This window comes from Coprococcus sp. AF102-57, assembly GCF_027686195.1.
Taxonomy (GTDB): domain Bacteria; phylum Bacillota; class Clostridia; order Lachnospirales; family Lachnospiraceae; genus Allocoprococcus; species Allocoprococcus comes.
In genome coordinates, this window is record NZ_JAQCSY010000013.1 from 68,109 (window position 1) to 86,553 (window position 18,445).

The 18,445-nt window shown below is 44.9% G+C and carries 16 protein-coding genes; 1 reads left to right on the top strand and 15 read right to left on the bottom strand.

The features are described 5' to 3' along the window. Positions 1-2 precede the first annotated feature (2 nt). The 15 genes from PGZ10_RS09860 to PGZ10_RS09930 all read right to left on the bottom strand — a co-directional run bounded on the left by PGZ10_RS09860 (position 3) and on the right by PGZ10_RS09930 (position 17,143). Complete coding sequence (locus tag PGZ10_RS09860; protein ID WP_270245926.1) at positions 3-437, bottom strand: FMN-binding protein; 435 nt, start codon at positions 435-437, stop codon at positions 3-5. 2 nt (positions 438-439) lie between these two features. Further along, positions 440-2,209, bottom strand: a complete 1,770-nt coding sequence (locus PGZ10_RS09865) for an FMN-binding protein (RefSeq protein ID WP_270245927.1) — start codon at positions 2,207-2,209, stop codon at positions 440-442. A 28-nt stretch (positions 2,210-2,237) separates the two neighbouring features. Further along, positions 2,238-3,329 carry an FAD:protein FMN transferase gene (locus PGZ10_RS09870; protein ID WP_270541278.1) on the bottom strand — a complete coding sequence of 364 codons (1,092 nt, stop codon included), beginning with the start codon at positions 3,327-3,329 and terminating at the stop codon, positions 2,238-2,240. Positions 3,330-3,506: 177 nt separating this feature from the next. Then, a complete protein-coding gene (locus tag PGZ10_RS09875) occupies positions 3,507-4,031 on the bottom strand; it encodes a GNAT family N-acetyltransferase (protein WP_270541279.1) in 525 nt (174 codons plus the stop codon). A 9-nt stretch (positions 4,032-4,040) separates the two neighbouring features. Further along, on the bottom strand, positions 4,041-5,192 hold the full coding sequence (locus PGZ10_RS09880; protein ID WP_117557104.1) for a double-cubane-cluster-containing anaerobic reductase: 1,152 nt from the start codon (positions 5,190-5,192) through the stop codon (positions 4,041-4,043). 5 nt (positions 5,193-5,197) lie between these two features. After that, on the bottom strand, positions 5,198-5,968 hold the full coding sequence (locus PGZ10_RS09885; RefSeq protein WP_117557240.1) for an acyl-CoA dehydratase activase: 771 nt from the start codon (positions 5,966-5,968) through the stop codon (positions 5,198-5,200). A 248-nt stretch (positions 5,969-6,216) separates the two neighbouring features. Beyond that, positions 6,217-6,963, bottom strand: a complete 747-nt coding sequence (gene truA, locus PGZ10_RS09890; protein WP_118198722.1) for a tRNA pseudouridine(38-40) synthase TruA — start codon at positions 6,961-6,963, stop codon at positions 6,217-6,219. A gap of 11 nt (positions 6,964-6,974) precedes the next feature. After that, a complete protein-coding gene (locus tag PGZ10_RS09895) occupies positions 6,975-7,799 on the bottom strand; it encodes an energy-coupling factor transporter transmembrane component T family protein (protein ID WP_270541281.1) in 825 nt (274 codons plus the stop codon). Beyond that, on the bottom strand, positions 7,796-8,659 hold the full coding sequence (locus PGZ10_RS09900; protein ID WP_022220797.1) for an energy-coupling factor transporter ATPase: 864 nt from the start codon (positions 8,657-8,659) through the stop codon (positions 7,796-7,798). Before PGZ10_RS09900 ends, PGZ10_RS09895 begins: the two co-directional genes overlap by 4 nt. Beyond that, positions 8,644-9,495, bottom strand: a complete 852-nt coding sequence (locus PGZ10_RS09905) for an energy-coupling factor transporter ATPase (RefSeq protein WP_118217488.1) — start codon at positions 9,493-9,495, stop codon at positions 8,644-8,646. Before PGZ10_RS09905 ends, PGZ10_RS09900 begins: the two co-directional genes overlap by 16 nt. Before the next feature lie 140 nt (positions 9,496-9,635). Further along, a complete protein-coding gene (locus tag PGZ10_RS09910) occupies positions 9,636-10,325 on the bottom strand; it encodes a GTP pyrophosphokinase (RefSeq protein ID WP_270541282.1) in 690 nt (229 codons plus the stop codon). 89 nt (positions 10,326-10,414) lie between these two features. Then, entirely contained in the window at positions 10,415-12,058 is a 1,644-nt protein-coding gene (locus tag PGZ10_RS09915) for a PucR family transcriptional regulator (RefSeq protein WP_270541284.1), read from the bottom strand. 178 nt (positions 12,059-12,236) lie between these two features. Beyond that, positions 12,237-12,644, bottom strand: a complete 408-nt coding sequence (locus PGZ10_RS09920; protein ID WP_270541286.1) for a hypothetical protein — start codon at positions 12,642-12,644, stop codon at positions 12,237-12,239. Positions 12,645-12,660: 16 nt separating this feature from the next. Then, positions 12,661-14,514, bottom strand: coding sequence for an ATP-dependent helicase (locus PGZ10_RS09925; protein ID WP_270541287.1), 1,854 nt, complete (start codon positions 14,512-14,514; stop codon positions 12,661-12,663). Further along, positions 14,435-17,143 (bottom strand): DEAD/DEAH box helicase, encoded by a 2,709-nt coding sequence (locus PGZ10_RS09930; RefSeq protein WP_270541288.1) that lies wholly within the window; start codon positions 17,141-17,143, stop codon positions 14,435-14,437. Before PGZ10_RS09930 ends, PGZ10_RS09925 begins: the two co-directional genes overlap by 80 nt. Before the next feature lie 276 nt (positions 17,144-17,419). Here PGZ10_RS09930 and PGZ10_RS09935 point away from each other — a divergent pair, with 276 nt between their 5' ends. Continuing rightward, positions 17,420-18,358: a phosphate ABC transporter substrate-binding protein gene (locus PGZ10_RS09935; RefSeq protein WP_022220803.1), complete on the top strand. Its 939-nt coding sequence runs from the start codon at positions 17,420-17,422 to the stop codon at positions 18,356-18,358. The last annotated feature ends 87 nt before the right edge of the window (positions 18,359-18,445 follow it).

Here is an 18,445-nt window from a genome sequence, read left to right on the forward strand (position 1 = left end):
CGTTACTTTACCGCCTTTTCCAGAGCCTGTTCCGATGCATTTTTGATTCCGGTCGAGCTAAATGTCGCACCACTGATCGTATCTATATCTGCGCTCTGTGCATCGATGATTTGGGGAATAATATCCTTTGCCATGGAAAGGTATGCTCCGTCTTCTTTCTCTGCAGATATCACATTGATTTCCGCGATCTTGCTTTTCTCAATCTTTACTTCTACCTGGATCGTTCCGCCAAATCCATCAGCTTCCCCGGTATAGGTTCCGTCCTTGTAGTTTGTGGAACCTCCATTTTCGCTGTCTGATTGTCCGTTTCCGGCAACCTGTGCGGAAAGCCGGGCGATCTCGTCTTCTTTTGCACGGGCATCCAGCACCGAATTGTATCCAAGAAGAATCCCCACGATCGCGAGCATACTTACCAGTCTTACCCAGAATTCTCTCATTGTTATTCAGCCTCCGTATCTGTCGGTCTTTCTGCTGCTTCCAGTACTTTTTTGCATCCTTCCAGGATCGCATTTGAAGAGCAGGTTGCACGGGAAACAGTATCAATATCCTCCGGCATTCCTTTATCTATGATCTGGGATACCACACCTTTTATGCTTGAAGTACCATTTGCAGCTTTCGTGATATATCTGTCATTACTGCTGTCCCCATCGCCCGTGATATCCGTGATTGCCATAATCTTGTCGTCGCGGATCGTCACCGTCATCGTCAGATTATATTCTTCAAAATCTTCGTCATCATCCGGCTTACAAGGAACGGTCACCTCATAGATTCCACTGATATACTTTGTATTTTCCTCATCTTTTCCGTCTTTCGACTCAAGCTGTGCGATTGCTGTTTTCAGCTTTTCCACCGCTTTATCAACCGCAGTCTGTTTCGTTTCCTCAAGTGCATCTTTTGCGTCCGCAAGTCTGGTCTGCAGAACTGCCCAGCTTGTTTCTGTGTATTTATCTTCTTCCAACTTTTCTGCTCTCTCGATCAGCTCTTTCAGATCAGTCAGATCCGGCTTCTCATCAATGGGTTCTCCATTTGTCACTTTCTCTGCCTGTTTCAGTGCATTCTTGATTGCATTTAACAGTCCTTTGGAACTGTAGGTTGCTCCTGACACAGTATCTACATCGTCTGTCTTCTGTGTCCTTATCACCTTTTTCACAATATCCATTGCCCGATTGAAGAACGCCTCATCATCGGAATTTTCTGTGATCAGGATTGCTTTGATCGTCTTTTCCTGGATCACGACTGCAACGGATACATCGCCGCTGTAGCCTTCTGCTGTTCCGTAATAGATTCCTTCCTTGTACGGAACGGTTCCGGTCACAGTAGAATTATTGTCGTCTGACGAACTATTGTTATTGCTGTTATTACTATTGTTATCCTGTGTGCCATCCGATGTCCCGTTTACCGCCGCCTGGCTCAGCGCATCCCGCACTGCCTGAATAATTCCGACCGAACTGTAGGTTGCCCCGGACACCGTATCCACATTGGTGCTCTGCTTCGCGATAATAGAATCGATCAGAGAAGCTGCTTTGGAAATGTAATCGCTTCCGTCACTGTTCTCCACGATCTGGATGGATGCGATCTTTCCTCCGCTGATTTCTACCATAACCTTCAGTGGACCACCAAATCCGGTTCCTGAACCGTAGTAGGTTCCATCCTTATATGCTGCCGCATCCTCTACTTTTGCCACACTGGTCGAACTTCTTGCTGCCGCCGCTGTCTGGCCGGACTGTGCCTGTCCTGTCGTGCTGTTATCCTTTTCCCCGGTCAGCGCATTTTTCACCGCACTGATGATTCCCCTGGAACTGAAAGTTGCTCCCGATACAGTATCCACATCCAGTGTCTGTCCTTCGATAATCTTGTCGATCACTGCTTTTGCCCGTGAAAAAAATGCCTCATCATCGGAAGAACTCAAAATGTCAATCGAAACAATCTGCTTATCCTTGATCTGTACCGATACGGTAATGTCTCCTGCATACCCGGTTCCGGTTCCTTTATATACGCCATCCTCCAGATCAAACGAACCTTTGGCTGCTGTCTTTTTTTCTTCTTTCTTCTCTTTTGTCTCTTCTTTTATCGGTGTTTCTTCCTGCGTCGCTGCATAGACCGGCGCTTCATATCCGCTTAAGGAGCCTGCCACGCACGCCGTAACCAGTGCAACTGAAAGAACGGGTGCAAACGGTTTTAATTTTTTACCGGTTTCTTTGATGTCCATCTCTCATTATCCTCTCATTTCACGCAAATTATTTCGTAATAACCTTCATGTCAAGATCCGTTGTAAAGCTGTCTTTCAGACCTTCTGTCACATAAATCGTTCCGTCATCTGTCTCAAGGATCGCCTCAAACTCATCACTGTGCGCCTTCCAGAACTCTGCCGCTTTTTCTTCTCCCATGATAAAAAGCGAGGTAGAAAGTCCGTCTGCAAGGGTTCCGTCCGAGCTTACAATCGTGACAGATACTAGTCCGTTCTCTGCCGGATATCCGGTCTTTGGATCAATAATGTGATGATAGGTCACACCATCCTGTTCAAAATAGCGTTCATATCCACCAGATGTGATCACCGCTTTATCCCGAATGGATAAAACTCCCAGATAATCCTCTGTGTCGTCCGGACTCTGTACCGCAACCCGCCAGTTGCTTCCGTCTGTCTTGGTTCCAAGTGCCTGTACATTTCCACCCAGATTTACCAGACCGCTTGTAATCCCGTTTTCTTTGAAAATATCCATAATCCGCGAAGAAGTATAGCCTTTTGCAATTCCTCCAAGGTCGATTTTCATCTGGTCATCTTCAAAAGAGATTTCTCTTGTATCCTTATCGTATGAGATCTTCGCTGCATCCACATGCTTCAGAAGCCCTGTCAGTTCGTCAGCTGACGGGACACGGAAATTCTGTGTCGGAAATCCCCACGCCTCCATAACCGGATAAATTGCGATATCAAATGCCCCATCCGTTTCCTTATTCAGTTCCAGTGCGCGCTTCACAAGATATCCGCCATCTTCTGAAAGTGCTGCACTTTTCTGTTCATTCAGTTTCGCAATCTCACTGTCTGCATTTCCCGTTGATAAAAGTGTATCTAATCTTTCAATCTCTGCTTCAGCGGCATCCACCGCATCCTGTGCTTTTTCTCCATATGCTGTCACTGTCATATAGGTATCCATTGCAAAAATGTCTTTTGATGCCTCGGTATCCGAAGAAGCCTGCTCCATACTCTTTTTCGAACTGCCTGTACTTTCACTTTTTTTACTCTTTGTCGTATCCTGTCCACTTTGACCGCATCCGCCTGCAAATACAGATGCACACAAACAGACCGCAATGATCTTATTTATGAATTTCATTTTGTTTCCTCTTTGTTTGTATATTCTAACTTATAGTAGTTTATATTATCACTAGTTAGCATGTCAATATTAAAGTTATCAGTTAAGAAACTTTCTCATTTTAGCTCTTTTTGCTGTACACAAAAAGAGCTTACAAAAAATGTTTCATTACACTTTCTGCAAGCTCTTTCACTTTTTCTAATATTCTAATGTTTTACTCATAACATATCTTCGTTGCCCGTCATACTTCTTTGTCTCGAGAACTGCCTTCATCCCAAGCTTTTCCATATTGCGAAAACTATATATATTATCCGGATGAACTGTTGCCATCAGATACCGCATCTGCTTATTTTTTACGATTTCTTCTGCCCGACAGAAAAGCTCATATTGCAGTCCGTATCCCTGATACCCCGGTTCCACAACAGTAATCTCCAGATGCGCAACCCTCTTCATTTCTTCCCTGGAAATCTTCAGATATTCTCCCAGGTTGTCCTCTGCCATTCCGGGAATACGGACAATCATGATCGCTGCAGTCTGTCCATTCTTCTTTGCCATAAGGGTAAATCCTTCCTCGCGGATATGCTTTGCAAGAAATTCTTCATTCTCTGCCTCAAACCATTCTTTCACGGGAACAATTTCTCCGGCAAGCTTTACCATACGACAAATTTCAGGAAGATCCTCCTCATTCGCCCTGCGGAACTGAAACTCATTTTTCTTCGTCATACTCTCCATTTACAGCATCTCAACAAACGCAGCAAGTCTGGTGTTCAGCTGTCCGATGTCTGCCTGAGAGTAATCGGTTTCCACACTGATATACGGAATTCCCTTTTCACCTGTCACAAACTTGCGGATCGTATTGGTCTCCACATTGTAAGTATGACATGCCTGAAGGATCATATCCACTACACCGTCTACCTGATATTCATCGATCAGTCTTCCAAGAAGCTCCAGACGGTTCGGGTTCGGTGTCATAACCGAACATCCGATGTTGAGATATCTTCTTGCGATTGCATCATAAATATCCTCTGCATCTTCATCCACCATCTTATCGATTGATTTGGCACCGCTGCAGTTCTCAAAAGTCACAACAATACCGCCATTGTCTTCTACTGCTCGGATCACTTTTTCTGTTGCTCCTCCGATCGGACATCCTGTGATCAGAATACGCGGTTTCTTCTCTTCCATCTTGCCTTCTGCATATTCTTTTTCAATCTTCGCAGTAAGAGCATCCACTTCGCCCGGGATCAGGGAACGGTCAAATTTGAAGGTGCTTCCGTACAGAACTTTGAACAGATCCTGTCCTTTGATCGGAGCCGGATCATGTTTCATCACTTCATAAAGTTTCTTTAAGGACTGGCGTGCCTGATTCTCTGTCTTTACAGCTTCACGGATCTGCTCTTCCGTGATCGTCACGCCAAATTTCTGTTCCAGATATTCCTTGAAACGGATGATCTCGCCTTTCCAGAGCTGAAGTCCCGGTTCTCTCTGGCTATTCGGAAGTTCCATGATAAATACATCTTTGAATTCTGACATATATTCATACATCTTCTTCTTTCCATCACAGGTTGTTTCCCCAACTACTACGTCTGAGAAATAGAAGAATGGACATTTGTCTGTCTTTGCAAATCCATAACTTGATTTGATCAGCGGACAGAGATTCTTCGGAAGATCCTTTTCTGCCTCCGGAATCGTCTCGTCCGAAGTCGAGCAAAGGCTTACACATCCTGCTCCCATCGCCATTGCAATCTCTTTCGGGAAATATGTACAGTAAGATCCCACAACTGGAACACCTTTTTCTTTCAGTTCCTTAACAGCCAGAAATGATTTCTGTCTCTGCTCCGCAAATTCTTCAAATACCTCTGGCAAATCTTTAATCAGTTCCATCTTCATTATCTCCTTTTGTCTTTCTTTTCTCTGGCAAGAAGTGCTGCTCCGTATGCCCCCGCAAAACGGCCAAACTCTTCTGATTCCACTTTCTGATCCAGCTTGTCTGACAGGATTCCTGTGAAATAAATGCTGTGACTGAGTCCTCCGGTCAGGATCACTCTGTCTCCAAGTTCCTTTTTCTGCGCAAGCTGCACTACTTTATTGGCAACAGAATCTACAACTCCGGCTGCAATATCTTCACGCTTTTTTCCTTCTCCGATATAATTGATCACCTCAGATTCGGCAAATACCGTACAAAGTGAGCTGATCGGAATAACTTCTCCTGCTGCCGCCATATCAAATAATTCATTGATCGTAACACCCAGGCGGTTCGCCATGATCTCCAGAAACTTTCCGGTTCCCGCCGAACATTTATCATTCATCTGGAAATCGGCTACCATTCCATTCTGTACAACGATCACCTTCGTATCCTGTCCTCCCACATCAATGATCGAACAGTCCCCCCCTGCAAGCTCACGACCACCTCTGGCATGGCAGGTAATCTCTGTAATTACATGATCTGCAAAATCAACTGCGATTCTTCCATATCCTGTAGCAACTACCTTTGTATCATCTGAGGTAACATCTATCCCCATCTCAAGCAGTTTATTCTTGATCTTTTCGCACGTCTCTTTGCTGCTCCATCCTGTCGGCAGTACGAAATGTTCTTTCTTATCTCCTTCAACAACAACCTTGGATGCTGTTGATCCGATATCAATTCCTACATAATTCATATTTTTTCCCTTTTCTCTCTTTAATGACATCCTGTTTCTATGCTGTTTTTCCAAAATGCCTCTGATTATTAGGATAACATTTTCACAATATTTCTTCAATAAAACTGCCTGTTTTACTTATTGTTTATCCGAATAGGTTAACTTCTCTATAGTTTTTTTCTATCGCAAAAATTTCTCCGATATGTAGTACCTTCTATTCGGAATTTCCTGTTAAAAAAATGAGCCTGCCTAAAAAGCAGACTCATGCACTATTCTTCATTCTGATAGCTGATTTCCATCAGGCAGAGTCCTTGCGGCGGTGCCGTGACCGCTTCCCTGGTTCTTTCTCCGCCTTCCAAAAGTTCCTTTACCTTTTCCGGTTCGTAAAATCCTCTTCCGACACGCACCAGTACCCCGGCTATGATGCGCACCATGTTATACAAAAATCCATTTCCCGTAATCCGGATCGTAATATGCTCTCCGCTTTGCAGAATCTGCAAATCCGTGATTGTCCGCACCGTTGTCTTTGCATTAGTACGGATACAGCAAAATGGTGCAAAATCGTGTTCTCCTACCAGATAAGCCGCTCCCCGCCTCATCTGCTCCACGTCCAGATCAAAACTTACAAAGTAATTATAAAGCCTCTCTGTCGGAATCGGCACTTTTGTATTGATGATGTGATATTCATAGGTTTTCAGAGTATCCTGATAACGCGGATGCCAGTTAAGATCCACCTCATCTGATTTTACAACTACAATATCTTTCGGAAGACGCTGATTCAGGGCATAAGAAAAACGTTCTGCCGGTATCCTGCTTTCCGTGTCAAACACAGCAATATTTCCTCTTGCATGAACCCCGGAATCCGTCCGGCTCGCCCCTATCACCTGAATCTCTTCTCCGGTGAGCTTACAGATTGCCTTATTCAGCACTTCCTCAATCGTAATTCCATTTGGCTGGATCTGCCAGCCACAATAATTTGTTCCATCATAAGCCACTGTTAATCTGATTCTTCTCATCTTCTGACTCCTTAAAAGATCCACAGCTTGAATGGAACATATCTTCCAACAACAAATGTGATCACCACATACAGGATCGTAATCAGGTATGCCATGTGGTCAGCACTTTTATAAATCAGAGGTTTCATCTTGGTTCTGCCATTGCCGCCGCGATAACATCTTGCTTCCATTGCCATTGCAAGATCATTGGCACGGCGGAATGCGGATACAAAAAGCGGAACCAGGATCGGAATCATTGCCTTTGCCTTCTGGATCAGATTTCCACTTTCCATATCCGCACCCCTGGCAATCTGTGCCTTCATGATCTTATCCGTTTCCTCCAGAAGGATCGGAATAAAACGAAGTGCGATCGACATCATCATCGAAATCTCATGTACCGGTACATGGATCTTATTCAATGGGTGAAGAAGCTTCTCCAGACCATCTGTCAGTGAATTCGGTGTAGTTGTCAGTGTCATAAGTGAGGATCCCATAATCAGATAGATCAGCCGGATCGCCATATAAACCGCTGTGCTTAAGCCGTACTCCGTGATCTTGATAAAGCCCACATGGACCAGTGTCTTTCCGCCCGGTGTCAGAAATAAGTTGAAACCTACTGTGATCAGAAGCAGAATGATAATTGGCTTCAGTCCTCTGACAATGAATTTAAACGGTACCTTCGCCAGCTTAATGCATCCAAACAGGAACACAGTCGCAAGTACATATCCCAAAATACTTTTAAATGTAAAAAGAGAAATCAGATACAGCAGTGTGCATACAATCTTCACACGCGGATCCAGCTTATGGATACGGCTGTCAGCCGGATAATATTGTCCAATCGTTATGTCTCGAATCATTTGGCTGCCCTCTCCTTCTTCAGTGCTTTCATAATGCCATCCGCTGCTTCTTCTATCGTGGTTGCATCTGTCGGAACATCCATTCCCTTTTCCTTCAGCGCATGCATGATGTACGTTACCTGTGGTGCCGCAAGTCCCACACTCTCCAGTTCTTTGTAGTGTGCAAACACTTTCTTTGGCACATCATTAAACATGACGCTGCCTTTATTCATCACAATAATACGATCCACATATTTTGCAATATCTTCCATACTGTGGGAAACTAAAATGACAGTCATGTCTGCTTTTTCGTGCAGATAGGCAATCTGATCCAGGATCTCATCTCTTCCCTTCGGATCCAGTCCTGCAGTCGGTTCATCCAGAACCAGTACCTTCGGACGCATTGCCAGTACACCTGCGATCGCTGCACGTCTTTTCTGCCCGCCTGACAGATCAAACGGGGAATGATCGAAATATTTTTCTTTGAGACCAACAAGCTGCAACGCCTCTCTTGCCCGCTTTTCACATTCTTCCGGTGAAAGTCCCTGATTCTTCGGTCCAAAACAGACATCCTGAAGTACATTGACCTCAAAAAGCTGATGCTCCGGATACTGAAAGACCAGCCCGACCTGATTTCGCAGCTCACGTAAGTTATAGTTTTCTCCGTAAATATTCTCTCCGTTGTAATAAAGTGCTCCGCTTGTCGCCTTGATCAGTCCGTTCAGGTGCTGGATCAGTGTCGATTTACCGGAGCCGGTGTGACCAATGATCCCGACAAATTCACCGTGTGGAATTTCCAGGGATACATCCTTCAGCGCATGCTTTTCATATGCAGTTCCTTCACTGTATACATAATTGATATGTTCTAATTTAATCGACATAATATCTCCACCAATTCTTCCTTCTTCAAAACTCCCGCCGGAATATCAAGTCCTCTTTTTCTCAGTTCATCAGCAAGGATCGTCACCTGCGGCACATCCAGTCTGTAGTGCTTTAAAGTATCCACCTGTGAAAAGATTTCTCTCGGTGTTCCCTGCATTACCACATGACCGTGATCCATTACGAATACGTGGTCTGCATCTACAACCTCTTCCATATAATGGGTGATCAGAATCACCGTAATGTGTTCTCTTTTTCTCAGCTCCATCACACTTCGAAGTACTTCTTTTCTTCCATTCGGATCCAGCATCGCAGTTGGCTCATCCAGTACAATACACTTTGGACGCATTGCCATGACACCGGCGATCGCAACCCTCTGCTTTTGCCCCCCGGACAATTTATTCGGTGAATGGTGACGGTATTCAATCATCCCAACCGCTTTCAGGCTGTCTTCCACTCTCTGCCAGATCTCCTCTGTCGGCACGCCCAGGTTCTCCGGACCAAATCCCACGTCTTCCTCAACGACCGTTCCTATGATCTGATTATCCGGATTCTGGAATACCATTCCGGCGCTCTGACGTACATCCCACAGATGCTCTTCTTCCTTCGTGTCCATTCCGTCTACCCACATGGTTCCGTCAGACGGAACCAGCAGGGCATTCATATGCTTTGCAAGTGTAGACTTCCCAGAGCCATTATGCCCCAGGATCGCAATAAACTGTCCCGGCTCGATATCCAGCGATACCTCATCAATAGCGCGGCTTTTCCCTATAATATTGCCTTCTTCGTCACGCTTTGCATATTCAAATACAAGTTTATCTGTCTTAATCATTTTCATAGTATTTCCTCATATCCATTCTGTAATATATCTGTCCATACTGTACTAGATTATAACCTAACTGCAATGCCTATGCAATTGATTTCCTGATTGTATCAAAAAAAGAATGCGCCTTCGCACATTCTTTCCCTGTGTTTCTACTACATTTTTTCAATCTTATCCCTGAGTTTCAGCATTTTTGCATCCAGCTCAGAAATTTCATCTGCATAGGTTTTTAATTCCTTTGCAACCTCTTCATTCTCTGTCTTCTTATAAAATATCTGGTACTCGAGCACAGACCAGTAATCCATTGCCACCGTACGGAGTTGGATCTCCACCTTTTCCTTCAGTGGTCCTTTGGATGAATAAATTGGGACCTCCACGATCATGTGAAGACTCTTGTATCCGTTCTTTTTGGGATTCTTAATATAATCTTTCTCACGGATGATCTGTACATCTCCCTGCGCTTTCAGACGGTCTGCGACCTCGTACACTTCATCTTCAAATGGACAGACCACACGGATCCCGATCAGATCCTTCAGTTCTGCTCTTGCCGTGTCAAAATCCGGCTTCAGACCTTTCCGGATCAGTTTTGTATAAATACTCTCTGCCGTCTTCACTCTGCTGCTGATCTGATTGATCACAACATGGCGTTTCTTGCGTGAAAGATCTGCATTTATCATATTCAGCTTTGCTGTAAGAAGATCGATTGCAGCTCTGCATCTGAGCTGATACTTCTGATTCTGAAGCGAACGGTCTATCTCTGCAATCTCTTTTGCAGCTTCTGTCCGGATCAGCTTTTCAGGGCACTTATTTTTCTGCTTTATCTTTGCCTTCTGTTTCTTTGGCATAGGCATCTCCCACTTTGTCTTTTTTTTCACACAATATACATTGTATCATATTTTACCCTGAAAATCATCAATTCCTGATCAAAGAAATGTTAAATTTTTTCTTCCAGATTCAAAAAGCGCAGTAAAAGCTCTGCATTCATCCGTGCAATATTGTCGCTCCAGTCAATCTGCAGAAGTTCGTTTACCTTGTCGATCCTCTTCCTGATCGTATTGATATGTACATATAATTTCTCAGCTGTTGCGCTGTAGTTCATATTATTTTCCAGATATACTTTTAAAGTCTTTAAAAGCTCGATATTCTTTTCATCTTTCAGGAGTACACTGTAAGTCGAGAGCATATGAGTAAGCTCTTCTTCCGGGATATCCAGCCATGCAAGTGCACCAAGCTGAGAATACTCCCATGCAAAAAGGCTTGGATAAATCATTTTCCCCATATTCAGTGCTTTCTGGCATTTTTCTATGCTCTGACGGATACGTCCAAGAGAAGCGGCATCCAGTGAATAACCAAATTCCAGTGCCGTCTCCGGACAGCTCTTCAGAACTCTTCTCCGGAATTCTTCCAGAAGTGCAAGGATATGACCTTTCTCCCAGTCTTCTTCTCTGTCTTCCAAAAAAAGAATTCCCACATTTTCTCCGATCATTGCGATTCTGGCATATTTGATCAGACTGCTTTTCCTGTAAGCCTCAAGGATCTCTTTTCTCCGGTTTGGAAGTTCTTCCTGATTGTCCGCGCTCCGGAACAATACATACCTGTATTTTGTACTCATAGAAATCCCCTGTACATTCGCCTGAAACATCATCTTCTGTGTATCATCTTCCGTTGCACTCAAAGCGTATAACACAAAGTTCTCAAATCCGATATTTCCCATGTTCTGTGCCGCTACGATCTGCTCATATAATCCCTGCAGCATCAGATAGGCAATCCGGATACTGTACTCATCATAATAATCCAGGAATTCCCGCGCTTCCATCACGGCAAAATACGCCTGTACACTTCCATTTACAGAAATCGGAACCCGTATCCAGCTGATTCTCGGTCCCTCCTGGTGACTCGGATTCACAAGACGGTACCTCACCATGTCCATGTAATCACAAAGCGTATGCCGGGTATACGGCATTGACGGCTCCCAGAAATCCTCTGTTTCAAGTCCGAATCCTTTCGCTATCTTCTGAAAATTCGTCGAACTGTAATACGCCTCTTCTTCTACAAAATCATATAAAAATGCCGGGAAGCCCATCTCAGACTCCATCGCCTGCAGGATCCGTTTGATTTTCTGCTCTTTATATGAAAAATTCGACATCTGAAATGTCATATGACTGGTATTGATCCGCAGCCTGCGTATGGTCCGGTTCAGCACAGCAGTATTAATCTGGCTCATCACTTCCATCCATGGGGCTGAAAACGGCATGGAGATAAGGGGTACCTCATATTGATCATAAAGCCTCAGTATCTCCTCTGGTATCTTCTCCAGATACCGTTCTCTTTTGATCATCATTCCCGCCGATTTCTGGATACTTCCTTCCCGGAACGCTTTTTCAATACAATCTGGTTCCTTTGCAATAACGTACCCTGATGAAAGTACCAGTTCCTTCCCTTTGGTCCAGTGAAATGCATCCGGTGCCTCCATAACTGTGATCCCCTGGATCTCACGGTGCAGTCCCTTTGCCCCCGCCAGAACGTAAAAATCTTTAAAATATTCCTGCGATAATAATTCCTGTATTGCAATACCCATTTTTGTCTCCTGCCTGACTGCACTTATCCCCCTCGCACAGTCCGTTTTTCTCCTATTTTTCTAGTGTAACATTCATGAAAATCCTTGTCAAATCCAGTCACACACTTACTTTTTTTCCTCATAAAAATCCCGGAAACCTTACGGCTCCGGGACCTTTTTTCTTTACTTTTTCTTGTTCCTATTCACCATCATACATCGGTGCATATGGTTCTCTATCCTGTGCATCGAATTCGTCCTGAATTTCTTTTCGCAGTTCCGGCTGTGTATACAGGTCATATGCTGTTGCTGCAATGACTTTCGCTGCGTAGAATGCACCTTTCTGTCCAATCGTGCTTCCGGCAGATGCACAGCTCTGCCAGGTATGCGGTGCAACACCAACAGGCCAGCAAACTGCGGTAAAGAGGTTCATCGGCATCATCTGGCTCACATCTCCACTGTCCGAAGAAGCAGTAAGCGGTGCTTTTTCCCAGGCATTTCTGGAAACAACACCATCTGCTAATGCCTTTTCTTTTGCTTCATACATTCTCTGATCTCTATCTTTGATAGCCGGATCAACGGTAGCCTGCAACTGTCTTGCAAATTCCATTTCCTCTTCCGTTTTTCTATAAGTCTTTCAAAACTTCCACTTCGCCAAATGCTTTCAGAAATTGTTTTTTCCCATATCCCGGAAATTCCAGTTCGATCATCATCTCGTCCTCAGAAATAATCTCCCCTTCCCCGTACTTCGGATGTCTGCCTTTTCGCTTTGGCTTCCGTGTTTCTTTCTGTTCTTCTTCCTCCTGCTTTTTCTCCCTGATCAGCTCCCGCGTATCTTTCCGCAGTTTCTGCAGATTCGCTTTCCGCGACTCACTTCCCGGCTTTTCTTCCCATTCAAGCAGCTCCTCCGGCAGCATCCGCAGATAATTGCTTGGTGTCTCATATGTCCCCGGGATCGTCGGATTTGTATAATAGGAAAGTTCCAGATTCTTCCTTGCACGGGTCAGTCCTACGAAGAACAGACGGCGCTCCTCTTCTTCCTGTTCTATGCTTTTGCAGCGAAGCGGAATCAGTCCCTGATTCATTCCGATGATGAATACATAGTCAAATTCCAGACCTTTTGAGGCGTGCAGTGTCATAAGATGAACTGCGTCTTCTTCCTCCGTCTGTCGTTCTGTATCTGCCGCTTTTTCCATCGTATGTTCGCCTGAAACCGCATTCAGCTTCCCTTCTGCAACATACTCCCGGATCATATGAGGTCTTTCCGGAACCGGATCCTCATCCTCTTTCTGTTTTGCCGGAAGAACATAAGAAAGTTCTGCTCTTTCAAATACTTTTTCCAGAATCTCTGCCTGCTTCTGCACCCGGTAGAAAACCGCAATCTCCCGGTAAGGAAGTCCCTGCTCATGAAGCTCACGGATCCGCTCTGTCAGATACTCTGCCTCGATAAATGGATCATAATGATTCCTTACCAGAATCTTCTCCCCTCTTTCGCCTCTTCCCTCAATCTTTCCTCCAAACTGAAGAAAACGGTTCGCCGCTTCCAGGATCACTTCATCGGACCGGTAGTTAACCGGCAGAGTCAGTTCTTTTGCGCCAAATCTGTGCTTGATCAGGAAGAACATATTCGGTCCGGTTCCTCTCCAGCTGTAGATCACCTGATTCGGATCCCCCACCGCAAAAAAGTGGGTCTGTGTGCCTTTTAACGCCTCCAGAAATTTCAGCTGTTTTTCGTCACTGTCCTGTACCTCATCGACAATGATCCACTTAAGATCCAGCACCTCTTCCTGCTCTTTTGCCACCTGCGTTCCTTCTTCCAGAAGATCTGCAAAAGACATTTTATTCTGCTGTCTTTTTGCCTTCTCAAGAAGCGGAAAGATCTGAAACAGATCATCTTTGTATTTTCCCTGTGTTCTTCCTTTCCGATATGCCGCGTAATCCTCTTCCATCCGCTTTTTCAGACGGTTCTGGTATTTGATCTTATAACTGCCTTCTTTTGCGATGGCAAGCACCATTTCCATTTCATCTTCCGGTGTGATAACGGTAAATTCCCGGTTCCATTCTTCCAATTTTGTTCCGTCTTCTGCCTTTTCCGGAAGAAATCTTCGCAGAATCCTTAAGGCAACACTGTGAAAGGTTCCAAATCCCCACAGTTCTTCTTCCGTAAGCTCTGCTTCCTTTCTGGATAGACGTTCTGCGATCTCATCTGCCGCCTTGTTGGTAAAGGTAAGCACTGCCATTTTCTCATACGAAACCTGCTTTTTCTCATGCAGATGCCGCACTTTCTCGATCAGCACTGTTGTCTTTCCGCTCCCTACATTTGCATTTACCAGACATGCCGGGCTTTCATCCAGCACCGCCTCCTGCTGGTAAGGATTTAAAGTTTTTATTTCTTCTATATTATTCATTTCCAAGCTGTTCATCATATCGCCTTTGCAAACGGTCTCTCTTCTTCTGTCGTTCTTTTTTCTCCTGCTCATCCATTTTCGCTTCATACCGTACCCGGATCTGCATATCCGCCGGACAGATCACATGATACCGCAAGGTATTGGTCAGACTTTGGAGGTTATCCGGCTCCATCAGCCATTTTGCATAAAATTCATTTTCCATCGTCAGGATCAGCTTGTGTCCTTCTGTACTGACTTTTTTAATGGTCTTCAAGAACTGCCCGCCTGCCTCGCCATTTTTGACCACGGCATAACAGACCTTCTCCCACTCATCCGGCAGATTGAAGAAAGAAAATTCTTTCCGGATCACAGGCTGTGGCTCTTTGATATTTTTTTTCAGATATACCGGCGGTTCGCTCTCTTCCAGAAGATTATCAAGTCCCCACAGAACCGTCTTCTTATCCAGATTGTAGTCACCTACGCATGCCGGACAGCCATCCTCACACGGACAGCCGCTGACCATTTTAATCGCACTTTCCAGAATTTCCGGAATCAGATCATAGATCTTCTCCGAATAACCAAGTCCGCCCTCATATTTGTCATAAATGAAGAGGGACACCTTTTCCTCCCGAAACTCATCCGGAATGGTCGCATTGTTGGACATGGTCACATCGATATCATCCCGTTCCGTCATCGTCACCATCATTACCGCATTCTTGATCGCATACTGCATTCCGTCAAAATGATTGTTCAGCACCAGCTCTCCCATCCGATTTGGCAAAAGAAGACTCCGGTAGACTCTGACAACATTCTCCGGCATTGTAAGCCAGGTGCTTTCCGTGCCATAATCCTTCTGAAGCGGCTGTGTCAGCGTCACATAGCCCAGATTCTGATGGTTATGGAACTGCAGTTTCTTGTACATGGCAATGATTTCGTTTACATTGATATCTCCAAAACGGATTTCCGTCCTCTGGTAAGCGTCCTCCTGAAATACATGCAGGATACGCGTCTCTTCCTGTCCTGCCGGTACCGTATAATAATCCCCTGTAAACGGAATGGCGTAAGCTGTCCGGCTGACCAGATCCATCTTCGTGATCTCATAGGATGCACCATCATGCATATATACAGCACCCGGATGGATCTCATGGTATGCCTGGGATTCGTCCATCTCCGTGATCTCATGTCCATCCTCCTGCGCGAGCAGCTTGAACCTGGTCTTGTCCATATTACGCAGGCTGTAATCCCCTGCCGGAAATGCAGGTCCCGCCCAGGCAAATCTTCCGGCAAGGCTTTTTACTTCTCCGGCGCTTAAAAGCACCGGGATCATTTCTCCAAGATCCGGAAAAAGCGCAATATCATCCAGTGAAAGTGGCATCTCAGCAGCCGCTGCGCGCAGATGTGCAAGCTCGATCAGAAGATTGTCCGGATCCACGATCGCATTTTCACTTTCTCTTGAGAACAGCCATTCCGGATCGATGGCAATGTACTGGTCAAACGGTTCATTTTCCAGGATCAGATAATTGACACAGGCACTGCCGCTTCGTCCGGCACGTCCACTCTGTTGCCAGAAGGACGCCCTTGTCCCCGGATAACCGACGATCACAGTTGCATCCAGCTTTCCGATGTCGATCCCAAGCTCCAGTGCATTCGTCGATACCAGCCCGGTCAGTTCTCCCTCCGTCATCTTCCGCTCAATCTCTTTTCGCTCCAGCGGGGTATAACCGCCACGGTATCCTGCGATCAGATCTGCCGGATTCTTGCCGCCCACCCGCGCCATTCCAAGAAATCCGGCAGCATCTAATTTATCCTTTGCTTCTTTTAGAATAACTTCTACATTTCTTCTGGATCGTCCAAAGGTGATAAAATGATGATCCTCTTCCACCAGCTCCGGTATCAGTCCGGCTGCCACGGTTGACGCCGCAATCCTTCCATATACTTTGTCATTATTCCCCTTGATCTCCGGCGGCTGGATAATACAGTATTCCTTCTCCGGTGCCGGCGATCCATCCCGGTCAATCAGCGTAAATCCGCTTCCACAGATCTTTTCGGCAAGTTCTACCGGATTGGCGATCGTCGCGGAGCTGCACAGAAAATGCGGATTCGAATGGTAATACCGGCAAATCCGGTGCATTCTCCGAAAAATATTTGCCAGATGTGCTCCGAAAGCACCGCGGTAAGAATGAAGCTCATCGATCACTACATATCGTAAATTTGCAAAAACCGCGTCAAACCCGTAATTGCTGTGATTCGGAAGGAATGCCGAGTTCAGCATCTCCGGATTGGTCAGGATAATATTTGCACTCTTGCGGATCCTTGTCCGCTCGGCAGGTTTGGTATCTCCATCGTACACGCCTGCTGAAACTCTTCCTTCTCCGAAAAATTTCAAAATCGACTGCATCGCGCGGTACTGGTCACTTGCCAGTGCCTTGGTCGGGTAAATAAAAATCGCACGTGTCAGCGGGTCTTCCAGAATTTCCTGCAATACCGGGAGCAAAAAGGCAAGCGTCTTTCCACTTGCCGTCGAAGTCGTAATAACCACATTTTCTCCGGCTCTGACCTTCTCAAACATCTCAACCTGATGTGCATAGAGTCTGGAAATATGGTTGCTTTCCAGATATCCCCGGATTTCTTCCCGGAACTCCTCCGGGTAGTCCCGGTACAACGGCTCCCTTTTCTTCATTTTTCTTGTATAAATGATCAGCTTTTTAATTTCTTCCGTCATGAATTCCTCCATAATTTAAAAAATGTGCACCTATGGCACGCAATACCTTTTATTTCACAGGAAGTTCCCGTAGAATAAAAACCAAACACATATTCGTATGTACAGTATAGCATGGCTTTCCCATTCCTTCCATAGATATTTAGTGTATAGATATATTCTATGTCATTCATGTAAATTATCTATAAAAAATGTTGTCCATGCAACATACATTTTATTAAAAGAATGTTAGATTCATATTTTGGATATGCAAATTTTATTCAGGGAGGAATACATACAATGAAAAAGAGATTTTTATCAATCGCTCTTACACTTGCTATGGTATCATCTATGGCAGTAGGATGCGGAAGCAGCAAGTCAGATTCTGCTGACAGCAAAAAAGAAGAGGGTGCAAAGACAGAAGCTTCTGCCGATACAGAAAGTAACCAGATCTTATTTAACGGATCTTCTACTTTAGCACCGGTTATCACTTCTATGGCTACTACTTTCTTTGATACTTATGGAACATGGGATGCATATGATTCATCTCTTCCAAAAGAAGATATCGCAATCTACGTTTCAGCAGGCGGATCCGGACAGGGAACCAAAGCCGTTATCGATGGAACTGCAACATTTGGTATGGTTGCAAGAAGCGTAAAGGATGAAGAAAAAGAAGCAATCAAAGATGAAAAAGAATACCAGGTTGGTATCGATGCTCTGACGATCGCAGTAAACCCGGCTAATCCAGTAAATGATGTTCTTGATAACCTTACAACGGAACAGATCGTAGGACTTTTCTCCGGCGAATATGCTACATGGAAAGATCTTGACTCATCTCTTCCTGACGAAGAAGTTGTTGTTATTACACGTGATATCAACGGTGGAGCTCACGAAGTATTCCAGAAGAATATCATGGGTGACACAGAAGTAAAAGCGGATGCGATCCAGGCTTCTTCTATGGGTGAACTTGTTCAGGATATCATTGATAACCAGTACGCAATCGGATATGCTTCATTTGGTGTTGCTAACCAGAATGAAGGAAAAGTAACTCCACTGAAAGTAAACGGTGTTGCTGCAACAAAAGAAAACATTCTTGATGGATCTTACATCATCCAGAGACCACTTCTTCTTGTAGGTTCTGGTGATCCGACAGATGTACAGCAGGCTTTCCTTGATTACGTTCTTGGTGATGAAGGACAGAAAACTGTAGAAGATATGGGATTCATTCCTATGAAATAATCTTCCGATATTGAAGGGGTGTGCAAAGACACACCCCTTTTTCTTGCTATATGTCGCTGGTTAATCCCAGGGATCAATTTTGATTTG

Bases quoted from the DNA above. Each gene is read 5' to 3' on its own strand.
- PGZ10_RS09895 (WP_270541281.1), bottom strand. From the start codon at position 7,799: ATGATTCGAGACATAACGATTGGACAATATTATCCGGCTGACAGCCGT.
- PGZ10_RS09935 (WP_022220803.1), top strand. From the start codon at position 17,420: ATGAAAAAGAGATTTTTATCAATCGCTCTTACACTTGCTATGGTATCA.
- PGZ10_RS09920 (WP_270541286.1), bottom strand. From the start codon at position 12,644: ATGGAATTTGCAAGACAGTTGCAGGCTACCGTTGATCCGGCTATCAAA.
- PGZ10_RS09905 (WP_118217488.1), bottom strand. From the start codon at position 9,495: ATGAAAATGATTAAGACAGATAAACTTGTATTTGAATATGCAAAGCGT.
- PGZ10_RS09865 (WP_270245927.1), bottom strand. From the start codon at position 2,209: ATGGACATCAAAGAAACCGGTAAAAAATTAAAACCGTTTGCACCCGTT.
- PGZ10_RS09925 (WP_270541287.1), bottom strand. From the start codon at position 14,514: ATGAGCAGGAGAAAAAAGAACGACAGAAGAAGAGAGACCGTTTGCAAA.
- PGZ10_RS09875 (WP_270541279.1), bottom strand. From the start codon at position 4,031: ATGACGAAGAAAAATGAGTTTCAGTTCCGCAGGGCGAATGAGGAGGAT.
- PGZ10_RS09900 (WP_022220797.1), bottom strand. From the start codon at position 8,659: ATGTCGATTAAATTAGAACATATCAATTATGTATACAGTGAAGGAACT.
- PGZ10_RS09860 (WP_270245926.1), bottom strand. From the start codon at position 437: ATGAGAGAATTCTGGGTAAGACTGGTAAGTATGCTCGCGATCGTGGGG.
- truA (WP_118198722.1), bottom strand. From the start codon at position 6,963: ATGAGAAGAATCAGATTAACAGTGGCTTATGATGGAACAAATTATTGT.
- PGZ10_RS09880 (WP_117557104.1), bottom strand. From the start codon at position 5,192: ATGGAACTGATTAAAGATTTGCCAGAGGTATTTGAAGAATTTGCGGAG.
- PGZ10_RS09870 (WP_270541278.1), bottom strand. From the start codon at position 3,329: ATGAAATTCATAAATAAGATCATTGCGGTCTGTTTGTGTGCATCTGTA.
- PGZ10_RS09930 (WP_270541288.1), bottom strand. From the start codon at position 17,143: ATGACGGAAGAAATTAAAAAGCTGATCATTTATACAAGAAAAATGAAG.
- PGZ10_RS09885 (WP_117557240.1), bottom strand. From the start codon at position 5,968: ATGAATTATGTAGGAATTGATATCGGATCAACAGCATCCAAGGTTGTT.
- PGZ10_RS09910 (WP_270541282.1), bottom strand. From the start codon at position 10,325: ATGCCAAAGAAACAGAAGGCAAAGATAAAGCAGAAAAATAAGTGCCCT.
- PGZ10_RS09915 (WP_270541284.1), bottom strand. From the start codon at position 12,058: ATGGGTATTGCAATACAGGAATTATTATCGCAGGAATATTTTAAAGAT.